The following is a 25,285-nucleotide window of genomic DNA, read 5'->3' on the forward strand; positions in this document are numbered from 1 at the left end:
CACCCCGCGGGCCTGCTCGCGGCGGCCCGGCCGCCCGGCGGCTTGTAGCCTGGAGCCGTGGCCCAGCACCGGATCGTCCTGCATTACGTCTTCACGCCCCTCCCCGACCCCGCTGCGGTCGTGCTCTGGCAGCGCGCGCTGTGCGAGAGCCTGGGCCTGCGCGGGCGGATCCTCGTCTCGCCGCACGGGCTCAACGGCACCGTCGGCGGGGAGGTCGGCGCGGTCAAGCAGTACGTGCGCACCACCCGCTCCTACCCCGGCTTCCGGGACACGGTGTTCAAGTGGTCGGAGGGCTCCGCGGAGGACTTCCCGCGGCTGTCGGTGAAGCAGCGCGACGAGCTGGTCTCCTTCGGCGCGCCCGGGGAGCTCGAGGTCGACGAGCACGGCGTGGTCGGCGGCGGCACCCGGCTCAGCCCCGCGCAGCTCGACGCGCTGGTGGCCGAGCGGGGCGACGACGTCGTCCTCTTCGACGGCCGCAACGCCTACGAGGCCCGGATCGGCCGCTTCCGCGGCGCGGTGGTCCCGGACGTGGCGCACACCCGCGACTTCGTCGCCGAGCTGGACTCCGGCCGCTACGACGAGCTCAAGACCCGCCCCGTGGTCACCTACTGCACCGGCGGGATCCGCTGCGAGGTGCTCTCGGCGCTGATGCGCCGGCGCGGCTTCGAGGAGGTCTACCAGCTGGACGGCGGCATCGTGGAGTACGGCCGCGAGCGCGGGGACCGGGGCCTGTGGGAGGGCTCCGTGTACGTCTTCGACCGGCGCATGCACCTGGAGTTCTCGCCCGACGCCGCGACCCCCGGCCGGTGCGAGCGCTGCGACGCCCCCGCCCACCGCTTCGTCAACTGTGCGGACCCCGCCTGCCGCGCGCTGGTGCTCGCCTGCCCGGCCTGCCTCGCGGAACAGCCCGAGCTCACGTGCCCGCACGGGTGCACCCCCGCAGTCGCGTCCCCGGGCGTGCTCCTGGGCGCGACCGCGCCGGCCGGCGGGGCGGTGCGCCGATGACCGCGCAGGAGGGGCCCGGGGTGCCCGAGTTCGCCCGTGTGCCCGACGCCCCGGCCTCCGACGACCCGCCCCTGCTGGCGGCCCTGCAGGACGCCCTGCGCCAGGCCGGGTTCACCCACGACCGCGTCGCGGCGCTGCTGGGGGACGCCGCCGCGGCGGCGCTCGGACGCGACCAGGCCGTGCCCGCGCTGCGGGTGCTCGAGCCGCTGCTGGCGGCGCCCGGGCAGACGCCGGGGGAGGCGCCGGAGCAGGACCGCGCCCTGGCCGTCGTCGTCGTGCTGTTCCTGCTGGGGCGCACCGTCCCCGAGGAGGTGCTCGCGCGGGCCCTGGCGCCCGTGACGCCGGAGCAGCTGGTGGCCCTGGGCCTCGTGGAGCGCACCGGGGCCGGGCTGCGCTCCACCGTCGACCTGCGCCCCCACGCCGCCGACGACGGGACGGAGCTGTACGTGGCGAGCGATCTCGGCGCGTCCCAGCGGCCCGGCGTGCTGCGCCACGACCACGTGCTGGGCATCGGGGAGGCCTCCCTGACCCTGGCCCAGACGACGGACCGGCGCCCCGTCGGCCGCGCCCTCGACCTCGGCACCGGCTGCGGCATCCAGACGTTCCACCTCCTCGCCCACGCCCAGCACGTCACCGCCACGGACGTCTCGGACCGGGCGCTCGGCTTCACCCGGTTCAACCTGCTGCTCAACGCCGCCGCCCTGGGGATCGACCCGGACCGGCTCGGCGAGCGCGTGAGCCTGCGCAGGGGCTCCCTGCTGGAGCCCGTGCAGGGCGAGGAGTACGACCTCGTGGTCTCCAACCCGCCCTTCGTCATCACCCCGCGGCCCGCCGGCGAGAACCCGCAGGAACGCTTCACCTACCGGGACGGGGGCCTGCCGGGGGACCGGATCGTCGCCGACCTGGTGCGCGGGCTGCCGGGTGTGCTGGCCCCCGGCGGCACCGCCCACCTGCTCGGCAACTGGGAGGTCCCGGCGGACGCGGGGGACGACGCGCCCGTGGCCGACCGGTGGATGCGCCGGCCCGGGAGCTGGGTGCCCGCGGAGATCGACACGTGGTGGGTGCAGCGGGAGGTCCTCCCGCCGGAGGAGTACGCGGAGACCTGGCTGCGCGACGCCTCGGAGTCCCGCGACCCCGAGCACTACGAACGCGCCTACCGCGCCTACCTCGACGACTTCGCCGCCCGCGGGGTCGAGGCCGTCGGCTTCGGGATGATCCGCCTGCGCCGCCCTGCCCGGCCCCGCCCGGAGGGAGCGCTGCGCCGGTTCGAGCACGTCCCGCACCCCGTCCAGCAGCCGCTCGCCCCGGCGCTGGCGGCCACGTGGGCGCGAGAGGACTGGCTCGCGCAGCATCCCGGGGACTGGCTGGACGCCCACCTCGTCGCGCCCGAGGACGTCACCGAGGAGCGCCACCAGCGCCCCGGCGCCGAGCACCCGGGGGTGATCCTGCTGCGCCAGGGGGCGGGCCTGCGCCGGACCGTGGTGCTCTCCAGCGAGGCGGCCGGCTTCGCGGGCGCCTGCGACGGGGAGCTCACCGCCCGGCAGATCCTCGGCGCGCTCGCGGCGCTGCTCGGCTGGGCCGGCGACGAGCAGCAGCGGCTGACCGAGGAGGTCCGCCACCTCGTCGTCGACGGCTTCCTGGTGCCGGCGGACCCGGCGGCGTAACAGTCGTTACCGGGGCGTAGGAAGGGTGCGCCGCGGGCGCCGGGTGGAAGACTGGGACCATGAGCATCGGCGAGAACCTCAACCCCATCAAGACCCTCGACCGCGACACCGTCTGGCAGCTGCTGGAGAAGCACCCCTACGGCCGCCTGGCCGTCGAGGCGGCCGGCCTCGTGGACATCTTCCCGGTGAACTACGTCGTCCACCAGCACAAGATCTACTTCCGCACGGCCCAGGGGTCCAAGCTCTCCAGCCTCATCGTCAACGACCAGGTCGCCTTCGAGATCGACGAGCTCTCCGAGGACCACGTGGTGCGCTCCGTCGTGGTCCACGGCAAGGCCCGCCGGCTCGAGACGCGGGCAGAGATCGACGCCGCGGAGGAGCTGGGCCTGAAGGCCTGGGCGCCCACGCTCAAGTACAACTTCGTGGTCATCGACGTGGAGACCGCCACGGGCCGGGAGTTCACGATCGCGGACGAGCCCGAGCGCTTCGCCTACTGAGGCCCCGCCCGCCCGCCCGTCCCGGAACGGGCGGAGCGCGAGGGGCGGGCCGGGTCCTGGCCTCCACCGTGTCCGCCGGGGCGCGAGCGTTCGCGGCGGTCCGCGTTATGGTGGAGCGCAACAACGGGCGAGACCTCCGCCCGCCCGACGTCCAGCAGCGCCGCGGCCCGTGCACCACGGACCGCAGCAAGGAGTACCGTGCCAACGAAGGCCACCCAGAGCCCGGGAACGGGCAAGAGCCTGCTCATCGTGGAGTCCCCGTCCAAGGTCAAGACCATCGCCGGGTACCTCGGCGACGCCTACGAGGTCGAGTCCTCCATGGGGCACATCCGCGACCTCCCGCAGCCCTCCGAGCTGCCGACGGAGCTCAAGAAGGGGCCCTACGGCAAGTTCGCAGTGGACGTGGAGCACGGCTTCGAGCCCTACTACGTGGTCAACCCGGACAAGAAGAAGAAGGTCACGGAGCTCAAGCGCAAGCTCAAGGACGCGGACGCCCTCTACCTCGCCACCGACGGCGACCGCGAGGGCGAGGCCATCGCGTGGCACCTGCTGGAGGTGCTCAAGCCCAAGGTCCCGGTCTACCGGCTGACCTTCCCCGAGATCACCCGCGAGGCCATCGAGCGCGCGTTCGGCGAGCTGCGGGAGCTCGACCAGGACCTCGTGGACGCGCAGGAGACCCGGCGCATCCTCGACCGCCTCTACGGCTACGAGATCTCCCCGGTGCTGTGGCGCAAGATCGCCTCCGGCCTGTCCGCGGGCCGCGTCCAGTCCGTGGCCACCCGTCTGGTGGTCGAGCGGGAGCGCCAGCGCATGGCGTTCGTCGCCGCCGACTACTGGGACCTCAGCGGCAGCTTCGCCCGCGCCCACGGCGAGGACGCCGGCGTGGCCTTCACCGCCCGGATCTCCTCCGTGGACGGGCGGCGCGTGGCCGGGGGCAAGGACTTCGGCGACGACGGCGTGCTCCGCGGCGACCCGTCGCGGCTGGTGCACCTGGACGAGCAGGCCGCCCGGGAGCTGGCCGCCGGCCTGGAGCGGGCGGCGTTCGCGGTCCGCTCCCTGGAGACCAAGCCCTACACCCGGCGCCCCGCGGCCCCGTTCACGACCTCCACGCTGCAGCAGGAGGCCGCCCGTAAGCTGCGCTTCACGTCCCGCACCACCATGCAGGTCGCGCAGAAGCTGTACGAGAACGGCTACATCACCTACATGCGCACCGACTCCGTGGCGCTGTCCGACCAGGCGGTCACGGCCGCCCGGCGGCAGGCCGCGGAACTCTACGGCGGCGACTTCGTGCCCTCCGCCCCCCGCGTCTACACCTCCAAGTCGAAGAACGCGCAGGAGGCCCACGAGGCCGTGCGCCCGGCCGGGGACTCGTTCCGCACCCCCGCCCAGGTCCGCGGGGAGCTCTCCGCCGACGCGTTCAAGCTCTACGAGCTGATCTGGAAGCGCACCGTCGCCTCCCAGATGGCCGACGCCAAGGGCTCCACGGCCACGGTCCGCCTCGGGGCGACGTCCTCGACCGGGCGGGACGCCGAGTTCTCCGCCTCCGGCACCGTCATCACGTTCCGCGGCTTCCTGGCCGCCTACGAGGAGGGCCGCGACGAGGACCCCGCCGACGGCAAGGACGGCAAGGACGGGGACAAGCGGCTGCCGCGGATGAGCGAGGGCGACGCCCTGGCCGCCGAGGAGGTCCGCGCCGACGGGCACCGCACCTCCCCGCCGCCGCGCTACACCGAGGCGTCCCTCGTGAAGGCCCTCGACGAGCTGGGCATCGGGCGCCCCTCGACCTACGCGGCCGTGATCTCCACGATCATGGACCGCGGCTACGTCCGGGTCCGCGGCTCCGCGCTGATCCCCTCCTGGACGGCGTTCTCCGTGGTGCGCCTGCTCGAGGAGCACTTCTCCGACTACGTGGACTACGACTTCACCGCGGAGATGGAGGAGGGCCTGGACCGCATCGCCCGCGGCGAGGAGGACTCCACCGACTGGCTCCAGGAGTTCTACTTCGGCGCCCAGGGCCACGAGAACGGGCTCAAGCCCATCGTGGACGACCTCGGCGAGATCGACGCGCGCGCGATCAACTCGATCCCCGTGACCGAGGACATCACCCTGCGCGTCGGGAAGTTCGGCCCCTACCTGGAGACCTCCGGGTCGGTGGACCCGGAGACCGGGGAGATCGCCGAGCCGGTGCGCGCCAACGTGCCGGAGGACCTCGCCCCGGACGAGCTGACCGCCGAGAAGGCCCGCGAGCTCATCGAGACGGGCAGAGCCGACGGCCGGGAGCTCGGCCGGGACCCGGAGAGCGGCCGCACGATCGTGGCGAAGGACGGCCGCTACGGGCCCTACGTCACCGAGGTGATCCCCGAGCCGACCGCCGAGGAGCTCGCCGCCCAGCCGGTCGAGTACTACAAGAACGGCAAGCCCAAGCCCCCGAAGAAGCCGGTAAAGGCCAAGCCCCGCACGGGCTCCCTGCTGTCCTCCATGAGCCTGCAGGACGTCACCCTCGAGGACGCGCTGAAGATCCTGTCCCTGCCGCGGGTGCTCGGCACCGCCCCGGACGGCGAGGAGATCACGGTGCAGAACGGGCGCTTCGGCCCGTACCTGAAGAAGGGCACGGACTCCCGGTCCCTGCAGTCGGAGGAGCAGCTGTTCACGGTCACCCTCGACGAGGCGCTGGCGATCTACGCCCAGCCCAAGCAGCGCGGGCGGGGCACGGCCAAGCCCCCGCTCGCGGACCTGGGCGCCGACCCCATCACGGAGCGGCCCATGGTGATCAAGGACGGCCGCTTCGGGCCGTACGTCACCGACGGCGAGACGAACGTGACGGTCCCGCGCTCCGAGACGATCGAGCAGATCACCCCGGAGCGGGCCAGCCAGCTGCTCGCGGAGAAGCGCGCCAAGGGCCCGGCGCCCAAGAAGACGGCGCGCACCGCGGCGGCCGCCCCCGCGGCCCGGAAGACGCCCGCCAAGAAGTCCTCCGCCACGAAGCCGGCCGCCAAGAAGCCCGCCCGGGCCGGGACCCAGGGCTGAGCCGGACGCACGGGCGCGCGCGGACCGGACACGGAACTCGAAGGAGCACCACAGCATGCGGCTCGGAGTCCTCGACGTCGGATCGAACACCGTCCACCTCCTCCTGCTGGACGTCTACCCGGGCGCGCGCCCGGAGCCGTACGCGTCCCACAAGATGCCCCTCCAGCTCGTCCAGCACCAGGACGCGCAGGGCAACATCACCGGCACCGGCCGGGACGCCCTGACCGACTTCGTGCTCGAGGCCCGCGACTTCGCGGTCCGGCACGACGCCGAGGACCTCCTCGCCTTCGCCACCTCGGCGATCCGCGAGGCCGGCAACGGCGCCGAGGTCCTCGACCACGTCCAGGCCCGCTCGGGGGTCACCCTCACGGAGCTCGCCGGGGACCAGGAGGCCGCCGTCACCTTCTTCGCGGTGCGCCGCTGGTTCGGCTGGGGCGCCGGCACCGTCCTGGACCTCGACATCGGGGGCGGTTCCTTCGAGATGGCGCTGGGCGACAACGCCCTGCCCAGCGTGGCCGTCTCCGTCCCGCTCGGCGCCGGGCGGCTCACCCGCAGCTTCGTCGCGGGGGAGCTGCCCACCCCGAAGGAGATGAAGGCGCTGCGCAAGCACGTGCGCGCCGAGCTGCGCCCGGCGGTCGAGAAGGTGCGGGCGGCCGGGCGGCCGACCGTCGTGGCCGGCACCTCCAAGACCTTCCGCTCCCTCGCCCGGATCTGCGGGGCCGCCCCCTACGCCATGGGACCCTACGTGCGGCGGACCCTGCACGTCGAGGACCTGCGGCTGTGGAGCCGCCGGATGGAGGCGATGACCGTGCAGGAGCGCGCCGAGCTGCCCGGCGTCTCGCCGGCCCGGGCCCGGCAGATCCTGGCCGGGGCCGTGGTGGCCGAGGCGGCCATGGACGCCTACGGCGTCGAGTCCCTGCAGATCTGCCCGTGGGCGCTGCGCGAGGGGCTGATCCTGCGCCGCCTCGACCAGCTCACGGGCAACGCCGACGTGCGCACCGTGGACCCCCGGCACCTGGTGGGTGCCGCGTGAGCGGGCAGCCGGACGGGCGCCCGGCGGCGGAGGAGCGGGCGGCGGAGCGCCCGGCCGGACCGGCCGCGGAGCCGTACCGGGCGCACGTGGCGCTGTCCACGAGCTCCCTCTACCCGCTGGGCGTGCCCGAGACCTTCGAGGCGGCCGTGGAGCTGGGCTACGACAGCGTCGAGGTGCTCGTCACCCACGAGCGGATGAGCCAGCTCACCCACCAGCTGGAGGACCTGGTGCAGCGCCACCAGATCCCCATCTCCACGATCCACGCGCCGACCCTGCTGCTGACCCAGCAGGTCTGGGGCAAGTCCTGGACGAAGATCCAGATGGCGGCGAAGCTCACCGAGCAGGTGGGGGCGGAGGTCGTCGTGGTCCACCCGCCCTTCCGGTGGCAGCGCAAGTACGCCGCGAACTTCGTCGAGGGCGTGCGCGTGGTCTCCGAGGCCAGCGGCGTGAAGATCTCCGTGGAGAACATGTACCCGTGGCGGGTGCGCGGGCGCGACACCGTCGTCTACGCCCCGCACTACAGCCCGCTGGGGCAGGACTACGACTGGGTGACGTGGGACTTCTCCCACGCCGCGACGGCCCGGATGGACTCCCTCGCCGCGATCCGCGAGCTCGGCCCGCGGCTGGGCCACGTGCACCTGACGGACGGCTCGGGCGAGACCACCGCGGACGAGCACCTGCTGCCCGGCCACGGGGTGCAGCCGGTCGCCGAGTGCCTCCAGCACCTCGCCGCGACCGACTGGCAGGGCGTGGTGGGCGTGGAGGTCTCCACCCGCCGCTCGAAGAGCGCCGAGGAGCGGACCGCGTGGCTCGCCGAGTCCCTGGAGTTCGCCCGCCGCCACACGACCCCCGTGCCCTCCGCCGAGGGCTGACCGCACCCGCCCGGGACGGCCGCCCCGCCGCCGGGCCCCACCACGCCACCCGTGACAGGCCCACGACATGCCGATGACCTCGTCACGACACCACCCCGAGAGGACCCCATGACCCCCGTGCTCGCCTTCCTGGGCTGCGGCTCCATGAACGGATCGATCCTGCGGGGGGTGCTGGCCTCCGGGGTGCCCGTGGACCGGGTCCGGGCCACCGTGCGCTCCGCGGAGAGCGCCCGCCGCCTCGAGGAGCAGACCGGTGTGCGCGCCTCCGTCACCGGCGAGGACCCCGAGGCCAACCGCACCGCCGCCCGGGAGGCCGACGTCGTCCTGCTGGGCGTCAAGCCCGTCGGGATCCTCGACCTCGCCCGCGAGATCGCCCCGGCCCTGCGGCCGGGCACGGTGGTGGCCTCCGTCGCCGCGGGGATCTCCGTCGCCGCCCTGGAGCGGGCCCTGCCCGCCGGCCAGCCGGTGGTGCGCACCATGCCCAACACGCCCTCCAGCGTGGGCCGCGGCGTGGTTTCCGTGACCCCGGGCGCCGCCGCGGGCCCCGACCAGACCGCGGTCGTGCGCGGGGTGCTGGAGGCCGTGGGGACCGTCGTCGAGGTCCCCGAGGAGCAGGTCGACGCCGTCACCGGGATCTCCGGCTCCGGGCCCGCCTACGTCTTCCTCCTCGCCGAGGCCCTCCAGCAGGCGGGGGAGCGGATGGGCCTGCCTCCCGAGGTCGCCCGGGTGCTCGCCCGCGAGACCGTCTCCGGGGCGGGGGAGCTGCTGCGCCCGCAGGACGCGGACCCCGCCGGCCTGCGCCGGGCGGTCACGAGCCCCAAGGGCACCACCGACCGGGCGATCCGCACGTTCCGGGAGAACGGCTTCGAGGACCTCGTCGCCCGGGCCGCGCAGGCCTCCGCGGACCGCTCCGCCGAGCTGACCCGGGAGCTCAGCGGCGACTGAGCGCCGCGCCCCCAGGCTCAGGGGCGGGACGCGAAGCGCTCGATGAGGTCCACGTGCCCGGAGACGATCAGCAGGTCCCGGGACGTCACCTTCGTCTCGGGGCGGGCGTAGGTGAAGTCCTCGCCCGGGGACTTCACCCCCACCACGGTCACGCCGTACTTCGCCCGGACGTTGGACTCGCCCAGCGTGAAGCCCTGGACCTCCCGCGGCGGATACATCTTGACGATCGCGAAGTCGTCGTCGAACTCGATGTAGTCCAGCAGGCGCCCGGAGACCAGGTGGGCGGTGCGCCGGCCCGCGTCCGCCTCCGGGAAGATCACGTGGTGGGCGCCGATGCGGGAGAGGATCTTGCCGTGGGAGGGGGTGATCGCCTTCGCCCAGATCCGGCTCACCCCGAGGTCCACGAGGTTCGCCGTGATCAGCACGCTGGACTCGATGGAGGTGCCGACGCCGACCACGGCGGAGCTGAACTCGGCGGCGCCGAGCTGGTGCAGGGCGTCGATGTCCGTGGCCTCCGCCTCGACCACGTGGGTGAGCTGGCCCGCGAGCTTCTGCACCAGCTGCGGGTCCCGCTCCACGCCCAGGACCTCCCGGCCCTGCCGGGCCAGCTGGAGGGCCGTGGCGGTGCCGAAGCGGCCCAGCCCGATCACCATGACCGGGACGTTGTGCGCGGGGTGCTCAGCCAATGATGGGCCTTTCCTCGGGGTACTTGTAGAGCCGCCGGCGCGAGCGCAGGGCCAGCGCGGCGGCCACGGTGGTGGTGCCGATGCGGCCCACGAGCATGATGACGACCAGGGTGTACTTGCCCGCCGGGGGCAGCTCGCCGGAGAGCCCCACGCTGAGCCCGCAGGTGGCGTAGGCGGAGATCACCTCGAAGAGCACCCGGTCCAGGGGCTCGCCCGAGACGGAGACCAGCAGCCCGCAGCCCAGGAGCACGACGGTGGCGCCCATCATGATCACGGAGATCGCGATCCGCAGGGCGTCGTCGGGAATGGTGCGGAAGTGGGCGATGACGGACTTGTCCCCGCGGGCCTCCGAGAGGATCGCGAGGAAGACGACGGCGAGCGTGGTCACCTTGATGCCCCCGGCCACGGAGGCCGGGCCGCCGCCGGCGAACATCAGCGCGTCCGTGAGCAGCAGCGTCACCGGCTCCAGGCTGTTCATGTCCAGGAGGTTGAACCCGCCGGAGCGGACCATGACCGAGTGGAAGAAGCCCTCGAAGATCTTGTCCCCCAGGGGGCGGTCCCGCAGCGTGTCGGGGTTGGACCACTCGAAGGCCAGGAACAGCGCCCAGCCCACGAACAGCAGGATCGTGGTGGTCACCAGGGTGAGCTTGGTGTTGAGGTTCCAGCGGGAGAAGCGCAGCCCGGTCTGGCGCAGCACCAGGACCACCGGGAAGCCGAACGAGCCCAGGAAGACCCCCAGGGCGATCGGGAGGAGGATCAGCAGGGCGTCGGTGTACGGGACGAGGCCGTCCGAGTGCGGGGTGAACCCGCCGTTGTTGTACGCGGAGACGGAGTAGAACACCCCGTGCCACAGGGCCGTGTGCAGGGGCTCCCCGGCGACGAGAAACCCCGCCGTCAGCACGACGGCGAGCACCGCCTCGATCGAGATGGACATCACCACGATGATCCGCAGCAGCGAGCCGACCTCGCCCAGGCGGCCGATGTTGAGCGCCTCCTGCGTGATCAGCCGGGACTTCAGCCCCAGCTTGCGCCCGATCGCCAGGGCGAGGATCGAGGTCATGGTCAGGGTGCCGAGCCCGCCGATCTGCATGGCGACCACGATCACCACGAGCCCGAAGAACGACCAGTTCGTGGCCGTGGAGACCGTGGTCAGGCCCGTGACGGTGACCGCGGAGGTCGCCGTGAACACGGCGTCCACCACGTTCGTGCGGACCCCCGGCGCCCAGGCGACGGGCAGCATCAGGAGCACGGAGAACAGGCCCACGACCCCGGCGAAGGAGAACACGGCCAGCCGGGCGGGGGAGCCCGCGGCGATGCGGTCCACGAGGTCGCGCAGCGAGGCGAGGAGCCAGAAGCGGCCCCGCTCCTCCTGGGTGATCCAGGGGCGGTGCTGCGGAACGCTCAACGACCCTCCTCCGGGGCGGGCTGGCCGTCCCGGTGCGGCGGGGACGGGGGCGGCGGGTGCCGCGACCGCTGACAGTATCCCACCGCGGCCCCGTGCCGTCCCCGGCGGGGCGAGGACACACAGGGCGGGCGGGCCCGTCGGGGCCGGCCGCAAGTGGTTCAATGTCTGTGTGACTTCTGCTACACCCGGCACCGGTGGCCCGTACCCGACGCGCCTGTTCTGGGATCCCGCGCTGCTCGAGTACAACTTCGGGGCCCACCACCCGATGCACCCGTCCCGGCTGGAGGTCACATACCGCCTCGTCCAGGCGTTCGGCCTCGACCGCCGGGACAACGTCACGGTCGAGGCCCCCGGGGTGGTCCCCGACCGGGTCCTCAACCTCGTCCACCCCCAGCACTACGTGGACTCGGTGCGCGCCGTCAGCGCCGACCCCTCCCTGCAGCTGCCGGACTCCGGGCTCGGCACCGAGGACACCCCGGCCTACCCGGGCGTGCACGAGGCCAGCGCCCGGCTCGTCGGCGGCAGCTACCAGGGCGCCGCGGCGATCCTCGCGGGCGACGCCGTGCGCGCCGTGAACTTCGGGGGCGGGATGCACCACGCCTCCGCGGAGAAGGCCAGCGGGTTCTGCGTCTACAACGACTGCGCCGTGGCGATCCAGCACCTGCTCGACCAGGGGGTGCGCAGGGTCGCCTACGTGGACGTCGACGGCCACCACGGGGACGGCACCCAGTCGATCTTCTACGGCGACCCCCGGGTCATGACCGTCTCCCTGCACGAGACGGGCCTGTCCCTGTTCCCCGGCACGGGCTTCGCCAACGAGACGGGCCGGGGGGAGGCCGTGGGGACCGCCGTCAACGTCGCCATGCCCACCACCGCCGACGACGCCATGTGGCTGCGCGCCTTCGACGCCGTGGTCCCGGCCCTGCTGCAGCAGTTCCGCCCCGAGGTGATCGTGAGCCAGCACGGCTGCGACTCGCACTTCGCCGACTTCCTCACCCACCTGCGGATCAGCGTCGACGCCCAGCGGCAGACCGCCGTGGCCCTCGCCGCGCTCGCCGACGAGCTGTGCGAGGGCCGCTGGATCGCCACGGGCGGGGGCGGGTACAACTGCCACGACGTGGTGCCCCGGTCCTGGACCCACCTGGTGGGCGTCGTGGCCGGGCACCCGGTCGAGGTGGGCGCGAGCGTTCCGCAGCGGTGGCGGGACTACGTCCACGAGAAGTACGGGGCCGACGCCCCGCGGGTCATGGGCGACGAGGTGGACCTGTGGTGGCGCTCGTGGGAGGTCGGCTTCGACCCCAACGACGAGACCGACCGCACGATCATGGCCACCCGCAAGGAGGTCTTCCCCCAGTGGGGGCTGGACCCCTGGTTCGACTGAGCGGCCGTGGTCGTGCAGGGGACCGTGCCGGTGCCGGGAGGCGCGCCGCATCGCGTCTACAGTGATCGAATGGCCAGTGACCGGATGGGCAACAGCGACGTGTTCGCGGTGATCGCCGACAAGACGCGGCGGGCGATCCTCACCGCTCTCAAGGACGGCGAGCGGTCGGTGGGGGAGCTCGTGGCCGAGCTCGGCGTCTCGCAGCCCACCGTCTCGAAGCACCTCAAGATCCTGCGCGAGGCCGGTATGGTGTCCATGGAGGCGCAGGGGCAGCGACGCCTCTACGCCGTGGCCCCGGAACCCCTGGCCGCGGTCACCGACTGGGTCCAGGAGGTCGTCGGGGCTGGGGGGACGTCCGGACCGGCGCCGGCCGGGCCGGCCGCCGACGTGGGCGCCGGGGCGCCCACCGGCTCCCGCACCGGTGGCACCGCCGACGGCGCCCCGGACGGGACCACCGGCGGGCCGCCCGCCCGGCAGGTGCCCGCGGCGCCGCCCGTGCCGCTGCCGCTCGGTCCCGGGTCGGACCCCGGCACCGCGGCCGACCGGCCCGCCCGCGGCGCGGGAGCCCGCGCCGCCGACCTCCTCTCCACCCTGTCCGGGCTCCGCCGCCGCGGCAGGAACGCGCGGCGGTGACCGACCCGGCTCCGCCCGACCCCACTCCGCCCGACCCGCTGCGACCCGAACGAGGAGCACCATGCACGAGGACCTGATCCCCATCCGGCAGACCGTACTGGCCCGCAACCCCGGGGAGGACGAGTTCCACCAGGCGGTGGACGAGGTCTTCGACTCCCTTGGCCCCGTGGTGGCCCGCCACCCCGAGCTGCTCGACGCCGCGGTGCTCGAGCGGATCTGCGAGCCGGAGCGCCAGATCATCTTCCGCGTCCCCTGGACCGACGACCAGGGCCGCGTGCACATCAACCGGGGCTTCCGCGTGGAGTTCAACTCCGCGCTCGGGCCCTACAAGGGCGGCCTGCGGTTCCACCCCTCCGTCTACCTGGGCATCGTGAAGTTCCTGGGCTTCGAGCAGATCTTCAAGAACGCCCTGACCGGCATGCCCATCGGCGGCGGCAAGGGCGGGTCCGACTTCGACCCGAGCGGGCGCTCCGACGCGGAGGTCATGCGCTTCTGCCAGTCCTTCATGACGGAGCTCTACCGCCACATCGGCGAGTACACGGACGTGCCCGCCGGCGACATCGGCGTGGGCGGCCGCGAGATCGGCTACCTCTTCGGCCAGTACAAGCGGATCACCAACCGCTACGAGTCCGGCGTGCTCACGGGCAAGGGCCTGTCCTGGGGCGGGTCCCTCGTGCGCCCCGAGGCCACGGGCTTCGGCACCGTCATGTTCGCCCAGGAGATGCTGCGCACCCGCGGGCAGTCCTTCGACGGGCAGACCGTGCTCGTCTCGGGCTCCGGCAACGTGGCGACCTACGCGATCGACCGCGCCCAGAAGCTCGGCGCCACGGTCGTCACCGCCTCGGACTCCAGCGGCTACGTGGTGGACCCGGACGGCATCGACCTGGAGCTGCTGCGCCAGGTCAAGGAGGTCGAGCGGGCCCGCATCTCCGTGTACGCCGAGCGCCGCGGCGGCCGCGCCCGCTTCGTCGCCAAGGGCTCCGTGTGGGAGGTCCCCGGCACCGTGGCCCTGCCCTGCGCCACGCAGAACGAGCTGGACGGCTCCCACGCCAGGAAGCTGCTCGGCCACGGCGTGGTCGCCGTCGCCGAGGGCGCCAACATGCCCACGACCGCCGAGGCGACCCGTCTGTTCCAGGACGCCGGGGTGCTCTTCGGTCCCGGCAAGGCCGCCAACGCCGGCGGCGTGGCGACCTCCGCCCTGGAGATGCAGCAGAACGCCTCGCGCGACTCCTGGACCTTCGAGTACACCGAGGAGCGGCTCGGGCAGATCATGCGCTCGATCCACGACACCTGCGCCGCCACGGCGGAGGAGTACGGCATGCCCGGCAACTACGTCGCCGGCGCGAACATCGCCGGCTTCATGAAGGTCGCCGACGCCATGATGGCGCAGGGCCTCATCTGAGCCGGTGCGGGTCCGGCGCCCGCCGGGCCCGCACGGGCGTCCCGTCCACCCCACGACACGTCCGGACCCCGGAACGTCCTCACGGGCGGCCCGGAGGTCCTACCCTGGAGACTATGGCAACGCATCGACAGGTCCTGCAGTGGCTGGAGAACGAGCTGTTCGACGGCCACCTCGTGCTGGGCCAACAACTGCCGTCGGACCGCGACCTCGCGGCCATCCACCGCGTCTCCCGCAACAACATGCGGGAGGCGCTCAAGACCCTCGAGGCGCAGGGCATCGTGCGGCTCTTCGACGGGCCGCGCAAGTCGATCCTGCCCATGCTGGTGCGGGAGCCGGCGGCCTCCGCGGGCCCGGCCCTGCAGCTGCACATGGCGACCTCGGACTACCCCCTGCGGGACATCGTCCAGACCCGGGTGCTCCTCGAGACCTGGGCGCTGGAGCGCTCGGACCCGCAGCACCCGGCCATGGCCGAGCTGCGGGGCCTGCTCGAGCAGATGGCCCGGGAGGACCTGTCCCTCAAGGAGTTCCACCACCTCGAGGTCAGCTTCCACATCGCCCTGTGCAAGACGGCCGGCAACGCGGTGGTCTCCGCGCTGATGTCGTCCCTGCGGGACTCCATCTACGAGTACACGATGGCGCTCGTGGGCCACGTCCCCCTGTGGAGCGCCACCTCGGAGCGGCTGCGCGCCGAGCACCAGGCGATCTACTCCGCGGTGGCGGCCGGGGACCGCAAGCTCGCGGCCCGGCTCGTGGCCGAGCACATCGAGTACCAGTACCGGGAGGCGGGCGTGGACCCGGACCAGGAGCAGCGCAGCCCCGGCCCCGTCCCGGACCTGCCCGCCGAGCTGCCGGTGCACGCCGAGGACGTCGCCGAGGAGGCCCCCGACGACGTGCCGCGGCAGGTGCCGCGCAGCGCCTGAGCGGGGTGCTCGGGGACGTCCCCGCCCCCGAATACAGCAATCTCCCCCCGAGACGGTAGGGTGTCAGTGAACGTTTGCCCGGCCGTCACCGTGCGCGGCCCGGCACCCCTGGTGCCCGCCGCGCGGAACGCCCCCGGGGGACACCACCGAGACATGAAGATGCGAGGGATCCTATGGGTTCAGTGATCAAGAAGCGCCGCAAGCGGATGTCCAAGAAGAAGCACCGCAAGCTGCTGCGCAAGACGCGCCACCAGCGCCGCAACAAGAAGTGACCCTGCGCTGAGCGCACCACCGGGGCCGCCGTCCTCCACGGGACGGCGGCCCCGGTGCGTTCCGGGGGTCCGGGGGCGGGACCGTAGCATGGGCCCATGAGCTCCTCCACCCCTCCCGCCGTGACCCTCCTGACCCGGCCGGGCTGCCACCTGTGCGAGGCCGCCCGGGAGTCCGTGGGCCGCGTCACCGCCGCGCTCGGCCTGGGCTGGGCCGAGGTCGACATCACCACGGACCCGCAGCTGCTGCGCCGGCACGCCGAGGAGATCCCCGTGGTGCTCGTCGACGGCGTCCCGCGGGACTTCTGGAGCATCGACGAGCGGCGCCTCGCCCGGCTGCTGCGGGAGCGCCTGGACGGCTGAGCCGTCCCGCCCGCGGCTCCTTTTGGGCCTGGCGCGCGGGTTCTGGGAACATGGGGGCCATGCCCTCCACGACCGTCCACCTGCTGCGCCACGGCCAGGTGCTCAACCCCCACCGCCTCGTCTACGGGCGGCTGCCGCACTACGGCCTGACCGAGCTGGGCGCGCGGATGGCCGAGGCCGCCGCGGCCGAGCTCGTCCGGCGCGTGGGCACCGGCTCCCGGATCGTGCACCTGGTCTCCTCCCCGCTGCAGCGCGCGCGGGAGACCGCCGCGCCGGTGGCCCGGGAGCTGCGGCTGCCGGTGCACCCCGACGAGCGCGTCATCGAGCCCCGCAACCACTTCGAGGGCCTGCACGTCGGCACGGGGGAGCTGCTCAAGCCCCGGCACTGGCCGCACATGCTCAACCCGCTGCGCCCGTCCTGGGGGGAGCCCTACCGGCAGCAGGTCGCCCGCATGGCGGAGGCCGTGCTGGACGCCGGCCGCACCGCCGTGGAGCGGGGCGGGGACGGCGCCGAGGCCGTGGTGGTCTCCCACCAGCTGCCCATCTGGCTCACCCGCCGCTCCGCCGAGGGCCGGCCCCTGCCCCACGACCCGCGCCGGCGCCAGTGCAACCTCGCGTCGCTGACCACGCTGGTCTTCGACGACCTCCACGCCGGGCGCCCGCCCCGGGTCCTCTACAGCGAGCCCGCCGCCCGGTACTACCCAGGGGTCAACCAGCTTCCCGGTTCATAATGACCGGGCGCCGCCGTCGTCCCCGTCCCCTCCAGAGCACCAGGTGATCCGCCCGTGACCTCCCGTCCCCCTGCCTCCCCCCGCCCGTCCCGCCGCAGCGTGCTCTCGCTCGCGGGCCTCGGCGTCCTCGGGCTCGCCCTCGCCGGGTGCGCCGAGGAGGACTCGCTGGCCCAGCAGGCGAACTCGGGCGACCAGAAGGGCTACATCGCCGGCGACGGCACCGTCTCCGAGTACCCGGCGGGGGAGCGGGGCGAGCCCGTGCAGTTCGAGGGCGCCCTCTTCGACGGCACCGCGCTCACCGCCGAGGACCTGCGCGGGAAGCCCGCCCTGCTGAACTTCTGGTACGCGGGCTGCGCCCCGTGCCGGGTCGAGGCCCCGGACCTCAAGGAGCTCGCCGAGCGCTTCGACGGCCAGGCCGCGTTCTACGGGGTGAACCTGCGCGACGAGCGGGCCACCGCCGAGGCCTTCGAGCGCAACTTCGGGATCCCGTACCCGTCCTTCGAGGACAAGGACGGGGGCGTGCTCATGGCCCTCAGCGAGTTCGTGCCCCCGCAGGCCGTGCCGACCACGCTGGTGCTCGACGCCGAGGGGCGGGTGGCCGCCCGCATCCTCGGGGTCGCGGACCGCTCCGTGCTCGAGACCCTCCTCGAGGACACGGTGGCCGGGACGGCATGACGGCCGGCAACCCCTTCGCCGAGATCGTCCTCGACGGGTCCCTGCTCGCCGCGCTGCCGGTGGCGCTGCTCGCCGGGCTCGTCTCCTTCGCGTCCCCGTGCGTGCTCCCGCTGGTGCCCGGCTACCTCGGCTACGTCACCGGGCTGACCGGCGCGGACCTGCAGGAGCAGCGCCGCGGTCGCGTGGTCGGCGGCATCCTGCTCTTCGTCCTCGGCTTCTCCGCCGTGTTCCTGCTGATGTCCGTGCTGCTGGCCCAGCTCGGCGCCTACGCCTGGTTCCTGGGGCAGGGCTGGATCACCGTGGCCCTGGGCGGGCTCGTCGTGCTCATGGGCATCGTGTTCCTCGGCGGGTTCTCCTTCTTCCAGCGGGACCGCAAGATCGAGCGGCGCCCCCCGCCCGGACTGTGGGGCGCCCCCCTGCTCGGCGTCACCTTCGGGCTGGGCTGGGCGCCGTGCATCGGCCCGACCTTCGCCGCCGTGCAGGCCCTCGTCTACGTGGACGGCGCCTCGACCGGCAAGGCGGCCGTGCTCACGGTCGCCTACTGCCTGGGCCTGGGCGTGCCGTTCCTGCTCCTGGCCCTCGCCCTGCGCCGCGGCATGGGCTCCCTGGGCTTCTTCCGCCGGCACCGCCTCGCGATCCAGCGGGCGGGCGGGGGGCTGCTCGTCCTCGTGGGCCTGCTCATGATGACGGGCGCGTGGACCGCGTTCGTCTCCTGGGTCCAGGCCGAGCTCGTCACGGACTGGGTGATGCCGATCTGAGCACCTCCGAGCCCCGCCCCGTCACCGACAACCGAAAGGCCGGCATGAGCACCTCAGCGCCCCCGTCGTCGGGTCCCCCGCCCGAGGGGTCCCCGGACGCGTCCCGCACGGGCGGGCCCGATGTCGAGCTCCCGGCGCTGGGGCCCCTCGGGCTGCTCCGGTGGGCGTGGACGCAGCTGACCAAGATGAACACGGCGCTGTTCCTGCTGCTGCTGCTCGCGGTCGCCGCGGTGCCCGGGTCGATCTTCCCGCAGCGCATCCAGGACCCGGCGAAGGTCAGCGACTACATGGAGAACAACCCGGTCCTGGGGGAGTGGCTGGACCGCCTCCAGTTCTTCGACGTCTTCTCCTCGGCGTGGTTCTCCGCGATTTACCTCCTGCTCTTCGTCTCCCTCGTGGGGTGCGTGATCCCGCGGGCGGCCAAGCACTGGCGCGCGTGGCGGGCCGAGCCCCCGCGCACCCCGCGGCGGCTCGAGCGGCTGCCCGAGCACCGGGCGTTCGCCCTGGGCGGGCGCGACGGCGCCGCGGCGCCGGCCCCCGCCGACGTCGTCGCCGACGCCGCACGGCTGCTGCGCAAGCGCGGCTACCGGGTGGCCGTGCGCGACGCCGGCACCGCCGCGCCCTCCGTGGCCGCCGAGCGCGGGATGTGGAAGGAGGTCGGCAACGTCGTCTTCCACCTGGCGCTGCTGGGCGTGCTCGTGTCCGTGGCCGTGGGCTCCCTGTTCGGCTACAAGGGCCAGCGCGTGGTCGTGGAGGGCGAGTCCTTCGTGAACACCCTCATCGGCTACGACTCCTTCACCCCGGGCACCAACTACGACGCCGACTGGCTGGAGCCCTTCTCCGTGCGGCTGGACCGCTTCGAGGCCGAGTTCAACCGCGACACCACCAACCCCGACAACTACGGGGCGCCGCTGGACTTCACGGCCGAGGTCACGGTGCAGGACGAGCCGGGCGCCGAGCCGCGCCAGGAGGTGCTCAAGGTCAACCAGCCTCTGAACGTCGGCGGGGTGAAGACGTACCTGGTGGGCAACGGCTACGCCCCGGTGATCCGGGTGACCGACGGCAACGGGGACGTCGCGTTCGAGGGCCCCGTGGTGACCGTCCCGACCGACGGCGTCTACACGTCCTCGCTCGTGCTCAAGGTCCCGGACGCGCGCCCCGACCAGCTCGGCTTCGTGGGCCTGCTGCTGCCCACCGCCGTGGGCGGGGAGGGTGAGATGCCCCGATCGGTCGACCCCGGCCTCGCCAACCCCCGGCTGATCCTGTCCTCCTACTACGGGGACCTCGGCCTGGACACCGGGGAGCCCCAGAACGTGTTCGTGCTCGACGTCGAGCCGCTCACCGAGCTCAACGCCATGATGAACGCCAACGGGGCGGTCACCCTCGACGCCGCCGACCGCGTCTACGAGCTGCCCGAGGGCAAGGGCACGGTCGAGTTCCTCGACGTCAAGCGCTACGTGGGCCTCGACATCCACTACGACCCCGGCAAGACCGGCGCCTTCGTGTCCTTCCTGGCGGCGTTCACCGGGCTGCTGATGTCCATGTTCATCTCCCGCCGCCGCGTGTGGGTGCGGGCCGTGGAGGGCGCCGACGACGACGGCCGGCCGGCCACCGTCCTGGAGTACGGGCTGCTGGCCCGCGGCGAGGATCCGCGCCTGCGCCCGGAGGCCGAGCGGTTGGCCGAGCTGTGGACCGGGCAGTGGGAGGCCGCGGGCGTGCGGGAGACCACTGCCACCACCGGCGCCGGTGCCGCTGCCACCGCGGCCGCCGGCACGACCCGGGCCGGGATCCGGCCCGGCAACGAGTGAGAGGATAGGGCCATGCCCGTCAACGAGACCCTCGGCACCTGGAGCGAGCTGTTCATGCTCCTGGCCGCCATGACCTATCTGGTGAGCTTCGTGGCCTTCGCCTGGGACATGGCGTCCCACTCCAAGTCCCTGCGCCCGGCCGGGCGGGGCGGGGAGGCCGAGCTCGTGGGCGCCGCCGCGTCCGGTGCCGCCGGGACCGGTGCCGCCGGGGCCGCGGGGAGCGGGTTCCGCACGACCGGCGGGTCGCGGCTGTCCGGGCACGTCGCCGACGCCGAGATGCGCTACACGGGCGAGCGCCGTCCCGCGGCCCGCGTGGCCGTGGCCGTCATGGTCCTGGCCTTCGCCGTCCACGCCGCCGCGGTGGTCAGCCGCGCGATCGCCGCCGGGCGCGTGCCCTGGGGCAACATGTACGAGTTCTGCACCACGGGCGCCCTGGTCGTGGCCGGGGTGTACCTGCTGTCCCTGCTCGCCCGGGACCTGCGCTTCGTCGGCACCCTCGTGTCCGGGCTCGTGGTGATCATGCTGTGCGCGGCGACCATCGGCTTCCCCACCCCGGTGGGCCCGCTGCAGCCGGCGCTGCAGTCCTGGTGGCTCGTGATCCACGTGTCCATCGCCGTGGCCGCCTCCGGGGTCTTCACCATCACCTTCGCCATGGCCGTCCTGCAGCTGCTGCAGGCCCGGCGGGAGAAGGCGATCCTGGCCGGCGAGACGCCCGGGATGGCGTTCCTCGGCATGGTCCCCTCCTCCCAGGCGCTCGAGAACCTGTCCTTCCGGCTCAACGCGGTCGGCTTCGCCTTCTGGACCTTCACCCTCGCCGCCGGCGCGATCTGGGCCGAGCAGGCGTGGGGCCGCTACTGGGGCTGGGACACCAAGGAGGTGTGGACCTTCGTGATCTGGGTGGTCTACGCCGCGTACATGCACGCCCGGGCCACCCGCGGGTGGAGCGGCAACCGCTCGGCGTGGCTGTCGATCGTCGGCTACCTCTGCGTGATCTTCAACTTTGCCGTGGTCAACACGGTCTTCTCCGGCCTGCACTCCTACTCCGGGCTCTGAGACCCAGGACCCAGGACGGTCCCGACGACGGTCCCACGACGAACGGCCCGCACCGGCATCGGTGCGGGCCGTTCGTCGTCGGTAGCGGGGCGGGGCCGGGGACCCGCGGGGCCGGCCGGGGTGCGCGGGGCGCTCAGTCGCGCGGCGGGCGCTCCGTCCCGGGCGCGTCGCCCGGGAGGCCGTCGGGGTGCCCGGAGGAGCCGTCCGCGGGGTTCTCCCCGGGCCGGTCCACCCGCTGCTTGCCCTGCGTCCCCTTCCCCTGCTTCCCGGTGCTGCCCGTGCTGCCGGCCGCACCGGGACCACCCTCCCGCTCCAGCTGCTCCTCCCAGCGCCGCAGCTTCTCGGCCTGCTCCTGCTGCCGGCGCCGCTCCTCGAGGTTGCGCAGGAACTGGGGGTCGTCGTCGGGACCCTTGGCGCGCGCGGTCCGTCCGCCGTCGGGGGTGCCCTTGGGGCGCCCGAGGAACAGCCACAGCAGCGCTCCGATCAGGGGCAGGAGGAGGATCACGACGATCCACCCGCCCTTGCGCAGTCCCCGCATCTCGGTGCTGTCGGTGCGGGCGCACTCGATGAGGGAGTAGACGATGACGCCGACCGCCAAGGCGGCGGTGCCGATGATGAGAATCGCTCGACCCATGCCGACAATCCTAGGGGAGCAGCCTGGACATCAGCCCGGCGACTCCTCCCAGGTGGGCTCAGTAGACTGGGCGGGTGAATTTCCTCAAGTACTCGCTGCTGCGGCTCGTCGTCCTCGTGCTGGCCTTCCTGCTGTGCCTGTGGCTGGGCGTGGGGATCGTCCTGTCCGGGATCGCCGCCGTGGTGGTCTCCTTCGCGGTCTCCTACCTCTTCTTCCCGCGGCTGCACACCGCGGCCGGCGAGGAGTTCCACCGCTGGACCGCCCGCGCCCCCCGGCCGCAGAACCGGGTGGCCCTCGAGGACCAGGCCGTCGAGGACGCCTACGTGGACCGGAAGCTGCGCGAGGACGGCCGCGAGCTCTGAGCCCGGGGCCTCAGCGGCGGGTCACAGCCACTGCCGCAGCAGCACCGCCAGCAGGAACAGCGCCGCCCAGCCGACGTTGAGCACCCCGCACTGCTTGAGCACGGGGATCAGCCGGCGCCGGTCCCGGACCCGCAGCACCGTCGCGACCGGCGCCCACGCCGCCGGGGCGAGCAGCAGCACGATCAGCATCCACGGGTTGTAGGGCGCCAGGAACAGCACGAGCAGCAGCGCCACGGTGACCTCGGCCGCGAACACCACGCGGGCCAGCGGGTCGCCCAGCCGCACGGCCAGGGTCAGCTTCCCGGCCTCCCGGTCCGTGGGCAGGTCCCGGAGGTTGTTGGCCATCAGCAGCGCGCAGGCGATCAGCCCCGTGGACAGGGCCCCGATCCAGGCCTCGAGGTTGAGGGTCCCCGCCTGGGTGAGGGTCGTGCCGAGCACGGCCACGAGCCCGAAGTAGACGAAGACGAAGAGGTCGCCCAGGCCCAGGTAGCCGTAGGGCGTGCGGCCCCCGGTGTAGCCCCAGGCCGCGAGCACCGCGGAGAGGCCGACCGGGATGAACCACCACTGCCGGCTCAGCAGCACCAGCAGCGCCCCGGCGACCGCGGCCAGGCCGAAGCACACCAGCGCCGCGGCCTTGACCTGCCCGGGCCGGGCGGCGCCCGAGCCCGTGAGGCGCAGCGGGCCGACGCGGTGGTCGTCGGTGCCCTTGATCCCGTCGGAGTAGTCGTTGGCGTAGTTCACGCCGATCTGCAGGAACAGGGCCACCAGCAGGGCCAGCAGCGCACGGACGGGCTCGAAGGAGTGCAGCGCCTGCGCGGCGGCGGATCCGGCCAGGACCGGGGCCAGGGCCATGGGCAGGGTCCTCAGCCGGGCCCCCTCGATCCACTGTGCGGGCGTGGCCACGGGCTACCTCCGGGGAGACGACGGGAAGACGGCGGCGGACGCCGCGCGCGGGACGGGGCCCGCCGCGGGGGAGCGGGCGGGGATCATTGTGTCACGCCCCCGCCGGGCCCCCGCTCAGCCGAGGAGCCGGGCCACCGCCGACCGGTCCGGCTTGCCCGTGGGCAGCAGGGGCAGCTCCTCCGGCCACGCCCAGCGCCGCGGGACCGCCGCGGCGCCGTGCTCGGCCCGCACCGCGTCGGCGAGCTCGGCGCGCAGGGCCTCCCGGTCCGTGCCCGGGGCGCTCACCACCGCCGCGCCCACGGCCTGCCCCCACTCCGGGTCGGGCACGCCCACGACGAGGCACTGCCGCACCGCGGGGTGAGCGGCCAGCACGGCCGTCACCAGGCCCGCGGAGACCTTCACCCCGCCGGTGTTGAGCACGTCGTCGACGCGCCCGTGCACGCTGAGCACGCCCTCCGCCGAGAGCTCCCCGAGGTCGTCGGTGCGGTACCAGCGCGTGCCCGCGGCCTCCCGGAAGTGCCGGGCCGTCTGACCGGGGTCACCGGCGTAGCCCGCGGCGACGACGCCGCCGCCCAGCCAGATCCGGCCCGGACCGCCCGCGCCCGGCCCGTCCGCGCCCGGGGCGTCGTCGTCCCGGGCGATGCGCACGCTCACCCCGTCGAGGGGCACGCCGTCGTAGACGCAGCCGCCGCACGTCTCCGACATCCCGTAGGTCGTCACGACGTTCACGTCGGCGTCCCGGGCGGCGGCGAGCAGGCGCGGCGGGGCCGCGGAGCCGCCCAGCAGGACCGCCTGGAAGCTCTTCAGCGCGGAGACCGCGTCCCCGTTGCGCACCCCGGAGGCCGGCTCGAGGATCCGCTGCAGCTGGGTGGGCACCAGGGAGGTGAAGCGCACGGGGTCCTCCAGCTCCGCGGCCGCCGCCGCGAACGCCTCGGGCGTGAAGCGGTCCGCGGGGTCGAGCACCGCCGGGGTGGTGCCGGCGTAGAGGGAGCGCACCAGCACCTGCAGGCCGGCGACGTAGTGGGCGGGCAGGGCGAGCAGCCACTGCCCCACGCCGCCCGTGCGCACGGCGGTGGCCATCGAGGAGGCGGCGAGGGCGTCCGTGGTGAGCACCGTGCGCTTGGCGCGCCCGGTGGACCCGGAGGTGCGCACCACGACGGCGGGACCCGCCCGGCCCAGCGCCCGCGTCAGCCCGGGCAGCAGGTCGAGGGGGTCGCCGGCCACGGGCCCGTCGAGGACCACGGCGTCGCCGGGGACGTGCAGCTCGGCCATGGCGGCACTTCCTAGAAGTAGTAGGGGAAGCCCGACCAGTCGGGCTCGCGCTTGCCCAGGAACGCGTCGCGGCCCTCGACGGCCTCGTCGGTCATGTACGCCATGCGGGTCGCCTCGCCGGCGAAGACCTGCTGGCCGACCATGCCGTCGTCGGGCAGGTTGAACGCGAACTTCAGCATCCGGATCGCCTGCGGCGACTGGCGGGCGACGTCCTGGGCGTAGCCGATCGCCGCGGCCTCGAGCTCGGCGTGGTCGACGACCTCGTTGACGGCGCCCATCTGCCGCATCCGCTCGGCGTCGTACTCGCGGGCCAGGAAGAAGATCTCGCGGGCGGCCTTCTGGCCCACCTGGCGGGCGAGCAGCGCGGAGCCGTAGCCGGCGTCGAAGGAGCCCACGGTGGCGTCGGTCTGCTTGAACCTCCCGTGCTCGCGCGAGGCGATCGTGAGGTCGCAGACCACGTGCAGGGAGTGCCCGCCGCCGGCGGCCCAGCCGGAGACGGCCGCGATGACGACCTTGGGCATCGTGCGGATCAGCCGCTGCACCTCGAGGATGTGCAGCCGCCCGGCGCGGGCCGGGTCGATGGTCTCGGCGGTCTCGCCCTGCGCGTAGCGGTAGCCGTCGCGGCCGCGGATCCGCTGGTCCCCGCCGGAGCAGAAGGCCCAGCCGCCGTCCTTGGCGGAGGGGCCGTTGCCGGTGAGGATCACCGCGCCCACGTCCGAGCTCATCCGGGCGTGGTCGAGCGTGCGGTAGAGCTCGTCGACGGTGGAGGGGCGGAAGGCGTTGCGCACCTCCGGCCGGTCGAAGGCGATCCGCACCCACGGGAGGTCGCGCACCACGGCGCCGCTGCCGTCGCGCTCCACGCCGCGGTGGTAGGTGATGTCCTGCAGGTCCGCGAAGCCCTCGACCGCCCGCCACCGGGTCGGGTCGAAGATCTCGGAGACGCGCTCGGGCAGGTCGGTGGGGTGCTGTGCCGGTTCGCTCACGCCT

Annotated in this window: 25 protein-coding genes; 19 read left to right on the forward strand and 6 right to left on the reverse strand. The window is 73.8% G+C overall.

The genetic code is table 11. The annotated features are described in order from the left end of the window. Positions 1-57 precede the first annotated feature (57 nt). From trhO to proC, 7 genes are all read left to right on the forward strand, one after another. Positions 58-1,005: an oxygen-dependent tRNA uridine(34) hydroxylase TrhO gene (gene trhO, locus M3185_RS12075; protein WP_251333929.1), complete on the forward strand. Its 948-nt coding sequence runs from the start codon at positions 58-60 to the stop codon at positions 1,003-1,005. Next, complete coding sequence (locus tag M3185_RS12080) at positions 1,002-2,669, forward strand: DUF7059 domain-containing protein (protein WP_251333930.1); 1,668 nt, start codon at positions 1,002-1,004, stop codon at positions 2,667-2,669. Before trhO ends, M3185_RS12080 begins: the two co-directional genes overlap by 4 nt. 59 nt (positions 2,670-2,728) lie before the next feature. Next, complete coding sequence (locus M3185_RS12085; RefSeq protein ID WP_251333931.1) at positions 2,729-3,166, forward strand: pyridoxamine 5'-phosphate oxidase family protein; 438 nt, start codon at positions 2,729-2,731, stop codon at positions 3,164-3,166. A gap of 198 nt (positions 3,167-3,364) precedes the next feature. Beyond that, positions 3,365-6,193, forward strand: coding sequence for a type I DNA topoisomerase (gene topA / locus M3185_RS12090; protein WP_251333932.1), 2,829 nt, complete (start codon positions 3,365-3,367; stop codon positions 6,191-6,193). A 55-nt stretch (positions 6,194-6,248) separates the two neighbouring features. Then, complete coding sequence (locus M3185_RS12095; RefSeq protein ID WP_251333933.1) at positions 6,249-7,226, forward strand: Ppx/GppA phosphatase family protein; 978 nt, start codon at positions 6,249-6,251, stop codon at positions 7,224-7,226. 86 nt (positions 7,227-7,312) lie between these two features. Further along, a complete protein-coding gene (locus M3185_RS12100) occupies positions 7,313-8,098 on the forward strand; it encodes a sugar phosphate isomerase/epimerase family protein (protein ID WP_251333960.1) in 786 nt (261 codons plus the stop codon). Positions 8,099-8,206: 108 nt separating this feature from the next. Then, complete coding sequence (proC, locus tag M3185_RS12105) at positions 8,207-9,043, forward strand: pyrroline-5-carboxylate reductase (protein ID WP_251333934.1); 837 nt, start codon at positions 8,207-8,209, stop codon at positions 9,041-9,043. A gap of 17 nt (positions 9,044-9,060) precedes the next feature. Here proC and M3185_RS12110 read toward each other — a convergent pair whose 3' ends face one another. Together M3185_RS12110 and M3185_RS12115 are read right to left on the reverse strand one after the other, a co-directional pair. Then, positions 9,061-9,696, reverse strand: coding sequence for a potassium channel family protein (locus tag M3185_RS12110; protein WP_374238505.1), 636 nt, complete (start codon positions 9,694-9,696; stop codon positions 9,061-9,063). A 25-nt stretch (positions 9,697-9,721) separates the two neighbouring features. Continuing rightward, positions 9,722-11,134, reverse strand: a complete 1,413-nt coding sequence (locus tag M3185_RS12115) for a TrkH family potassium uptake protein (RefSeq protein WP_285859816.1) — start codon at positions 11,132-11,134, stop codon at positions 9,722-9,724. A 169-nt stretch (positions 11,135-11,303) separates the two neighbouring features. On the opposite strand from M3185_RS12115, the gene M3185_RS12120 reads away from it, so the two are divergent. From M3185_RS12120 to ccsB, 11 genes are all read left to right on the forward strand, one after another. Further along, positions 11,304-12,515, forward strand: coding sequence for an acetoin utilization protein AcuC (locus tag M3185_RS12120; RefSeq protein ID WP_251333936.1), 1,212 nt, complete (start codon positions 11,304-11,306; stop codon positions 12,513-12,515). A 69-nt stretch (positions 12,516-12,584) separates the two neighbouring features. Further along, positions 12,585-13,148 (forward strand): ArsR/SmtB family transcription factor, encoded by a 564-nt coding sequence (locus M3185_RS12125; RefSeq protein WP_251333937.1) that lies wholly within the window; start codon positions 12,585-12,587, stop codon positions 13,146-13,148. A 61-nt stretch (positions 13,149-13,209) separates the two neighbouring features. Then, positions 13,210-14,550, forward strand: coding sequence for an NADP-specific glutamate dehydrogenase (gene gdhA, locus M3185_RS12130; protein WP_251333938.1), 1,341 nt, complete (start codon positions 13,210-13,212; stop codon positions 14,548-14,550). 113 nt (positions 14,551-14,663) lie between these two features. Continuing rightward, a complete protein-coding gene (locus M3185_RS12135) occupies positions 14,664-15,470 on the forward strand; it encodes a FadR/GntR family transcriptional regulator (protein ID WP_251333939.1) in 807 nt (268 codons plus the stop codon). Between the two features lie 173 nt (positions 15,471-15,643). Then, positions 15,644-15,742 (forward strand): 30S ribosomal protein bS22, encoded by a 99-nt coding sequence (locus M3185_RS12140; RefSeq protein WP_005504750.1) that lies wholly within the window; start codon positions 15,644-15,646, stop codon positions 15,740-15,742. A 96-nt stretch (positions 15,743-15,838) separates the two neighbouring features. Next, the gene (locus M3185_RS12145; RefSeq protein WP_251333940.1) at positions 15,839-16,102 is read left to right on the forward strand and encodes a glutaredoxin family protein; all 264 of its coding nucleotides are present in this window, start codon (positions 15,839-15,841) and stop codon (positions 16,100-16,102) included. 59 nt (positions 16,103-16,161) lie between these two features. Next, positions 16,162-16,833 carry a histidine phosphatase family protein gene (locus M3185_RS12150; RefSeq protein ID WP_251333941.1) on the forward strand — a complete coding sequence of 224 codons (672 nt, stop codon included), beginning with the start codon at positions 16,162-16,164 and terminating at the stop codon, positions 16,831-16,833. A gap of 54 nt (positions 16,834-16,887) precedes the next feature. Beyond that, a complete protein-coding gene (locus M3185_RS12155; protein WP_251333942.1) occupies positions 16,888-17,508 on the forward strand; it encodes a TlpA family protein disulfide reductase in 621 nt (206 codons plus the stop codon). After that, positions 17,505-18,266 (forward strand): cytochrome c biogenesis CcdA family protein, encoded by a 762-nt coding sequence (locus tag M3185_RS12160; protein ID WP_251333943.1) that lies wholly within the window; start codon positions 17,505-17,507, stop codon positions 18,264-18,266. The genes M3185_RS12155 and M3185_RS12160 overlap by 4 nt, the downstream gene beginning before the upstream one ends. A 44-nt stretch (positions 18,267-18,310) precedes the next feature. After that, the gene (gene resB / locus M3185_RS12165; RefSeq protein WP_251333944.1) at positions 18,311-20,074 is read left to right on the forward strand and encodes a cytochrome c biogenesis protein ResB; all 1,764 of its coding nucleotides are present in this window, start codon (positions 18,311-18,313) and stop codon (positions 20,072-20,074) included. A 12-nt stretch (positions 20,075-20,086) separates the two neighbouring features. Continuing rightward, a complete protein-coding gene (gene ccsB, locus M3185_RS12170; RefSeq protein ID WP_251333945.1) occupies positions 20,087-21,127 on the forward strand; it encodes a c-type cytochrome biogenesis protein CcsB in 1,041 nt (346 codons plus the stop codon). 133 nt (positions 21,128-21,260) lie between these two features. Here ccsB and M3185_RS12175 read toward each other — a convergent pair whose 3' ends face one another. Beyond that, positions 21,261-21,761, reverse strand: a complete 501-nt coding sequence (locus M3185_RS12175) for a PLDc N-terminal domain-containing protein (protein WP_251333946.1) — start codon at positions 21,759-21,761, stop codon at positions 21,261-21,263. Between the two features lie 74 nt (positions 21,762-21,835). On the opposite strand from M3185_RS12175, the gene M3185_RS12180 reads away from it, so the two are divergent. After that, a complete protein-coding gene (locus tag M3185_RS12180) occupies positions 21,836-22,123 on the forward strand; it encodes a DUF4229 domain-containing protein (protein ID WP_251333947.1) in 288 nt (95 codons plus the stop codon). A gap of 21 nt (positions 22,124-22,144) precedes the next feature. Here the strand turns inward: M3185_RS12180 and M3185_RS12185 are convergent, their stop codons facing one another. The 3 genes from M3185_RS12185 to M3185_RS12195 form a co-directional block, all read right to left on the reverse strand. Then, the gene (locus M3185_RS12185; RefSeq protein ID WP_251333948.1) at positions 22,145-23,026 is read right to left on the reverse strand and encodes a 1,4-dihydroxy-2-naphthoate polyprenyltransferase; all 882 of its coding nucleotides are present in this window, start codon (positions 23,024-23,026) and stop codon (positions 22,145-22,147) included. A 114-nt stretch (positions 23,027-23,140) separates the two neighbouring features. Further along, positions 23,141-24,298 carry an AMP-binding protein gene (locus tag M3185_RS12190; protein ID WP_251333949.1) on the reverse strand — a complete coding sequence of 386 codons (1,158 nt, stop codon included), beginning with the start codon at positions 24,296-24,298 and terminating at the stop codon, positions 23,141-23,143. 11 nt (positions 24,299-24,309) lie between these two features. Next, a complete protein-coding gene (locus tag M3185_RS12195) occupies positions 24,310-25,281 on the reverse strand; it encodes a 1,4-dihydroxy-2-naphthoyl-CoA synthase (protein WP_251333950.1) in 972 nt (323 codons plus the stop codon). Positions 25,282-25,285 lie beyond the last annotated feature (4 nt).

It is taken from the genome of Kocuria rosea (assembly GCF_023715525.1).
GTDB classification, from domain to species: Bacteria; Actinomycetota; Actinomycetes; order Actinomycetales; family Micrococcaceae; genus Kocuria; species Kocuria rosea_A.

Excerpts from the sequence above, each read along its gene's own strand:
- M3185_RS12095 (WP_251333933.1), top strand. The coding sequence starts at position 6,249 with ATGCGGCTCGGAGTCCTCGACGTCGGATCGAACACCGTCCACCTCCTC.
- M3185_RS12150 (WP_251333941.1), top strand. The coding sequence starts at position 16,162 with ATGCCCTCCACGACCGTCCACCTGCTGCGCCACGGCCAGGTGCTCAAC.
- M3185_RS12160 (WP_251333943.1), top strand. The coding sequence starts at position 17,505 with ATGACGGCCGGCAACCCCTTCGCCGAGATCGTCCTCGACGGGTCCCTG.
- M3185_RS12140 (WP_005504750.1), top strand. The coding sequence starts at position 15,644 with ATGGGTTCAGTGATCAAGAAGCGCCGCAAGCGGATGTCCAAGAAGAAG.
- resB (WP_251333944.1), top strand. The coding sequence starts at position 18,311 with ATGAGCACCTCAGCGCCCCCGTCGTCGGGTCCCCCGCCCGAGGGGTCC.
- M3185_RS12125 (WP_251333937.1), top strand. The coding sequence starts at position 12,585 with ATGGCCAGTGACCGGATGGGCAACAGCGACGTGTTCGCGGTGATCGCC.
- gdhA (WP_251333938.1), top strand. The coding sequence starts at position 13,210 with ATGCACGAGGACCTGATCCCCATCCGGCAGACCGTACTGGCCCGCAAC.
- M3185_RS12135 (WP_251333939.1), top strand. The coding sequence starts at position 14,664 with ATGGCAACGCATCGACAGGTCCTGCAGTGGCTGGAGAACGAGCTGTTC.
- M3185_RS12110 (WP_374238505.1), bottom strand. The coding sequence starts at position 9,696 with ATGGTGATCGGGCTGGGCCGCTTCGGCACCGCCACGGCCCTCCAGCTG.
- M3185_RS12080 (WP_251333930.1), top strand. The coding sequence starts at position 1,002 with ATGACCGCGCAGGAGGGGCCCGGGGTGCCCGAGTTCGCCCGTGTGCCC.
- proC (WP_251333934.1), top strand. The coding sequence starts at position 8,207 with ATGACCCCCGTGCTCGCCTTCCTGGGCTGCGGCTCCATGAACGGATCG.
- M3185_RS12175 (WP_251333946.1), bottom strand. The coding sequence starts at position 21,761 with ATGGGTCGAGCGATTCTCATCATCGGCACCGCCGCCTTGGCGGTCGGC.
- M3185_RS12190 (WP_251333949.1), bottom strand. The coding sequence starts at position 24,298 with ATGGCCGAGCTGCACGTCCCCGGCGACGCCGTGGTCCTCGACGGGCCC.
- M3185_RS12145 (WP_251333940.1), top strand. The coding sequence starts at position 15,839 with ATGAGCTCCTCCACCCCTCCCGCCGTGACCCTCCTGACCCGGCCGGGC.
- M3185_RS12085 (WP_251333931.1), top strand. The coding sequence starts at position 2,729 with ATGAGCATCGGCGAGAACCTCAACCCCATCAAGACCCTCGACCGCGAC.
- ccsB (WP_251333945.1), top strand. The coding sequence starts at position 20,087 with ATGCCCGTCAACGAGACCCTCGGCACCTGGAGCGAGCTGTTCATGCTC.